The 587-nt window shown below is 35.9% G+C and carries 1 pseudogene; it reads right to left on the bottom strand.

The window, feature by feature from the left end:
* A pseudogene (locus ACVCZW_RS07690) lies at window positions 1-587 on the bottom strand (hypothetical protein); the annotation flags it as partial.

Below are 587 nucleotides of genomic sequence, written 5' to 3'. Positions count from 1 at the left end.
TAGGTTAAATCTCCATTATTCGTTAGGGTTGTAAGTGTTTCTAAGTTTGCAGCATTAATTATTGTTTGCGCTCCGTTTTCATCGGTGTAAGTGAATGTTCCGTCGTTGTTGTCAACTAAAGTTGTTAAAGCTTCCAGGTTTGCTATGATTGCAGATAAATCTAATTGTGTAGTAACGCCATCTTCGTCTGTATAATCGATGTTTGTATTGTCTGTGTTTAAAGCAATGGATGTTAATGTTTCCAAGTTAGCAATATCTAAAACAGTCGGGTTTCCATCTTCATCGGTGTAAGTTAATGTTCCGTCGTTGTTGTCTACTAATGTTGTTAAAGCTTCCAGGTTTGCTATGATTGCAGATAAATCTAATTGTGTAGTAACGCCATCTTCATCCGTATAATCGATGTTTGTATTGTCTGTGTTTAAAGCAATGGATGTTAATGTTTCCAGGTTAGCAACATCTAAAATAGTTGGGTTTCCATCTTCATCGGTGTAAGTTAATGTTCCGTCATTATTATCCACCAATGTTGTTAAAGCTTCCAGGTTTGCTATGATTGCAGATAAATCTAATTGTGTAGTAACGCCATCTTC

This window comes from Lacinutrix sp. MEBiC02595 (genome assembly GCF_053601555.1).
The sequence above is the reverse complement of the archived record's forward strand: the minus strand, read 5'-3'. Positions and strand labels throughout refer to the sequence as shown.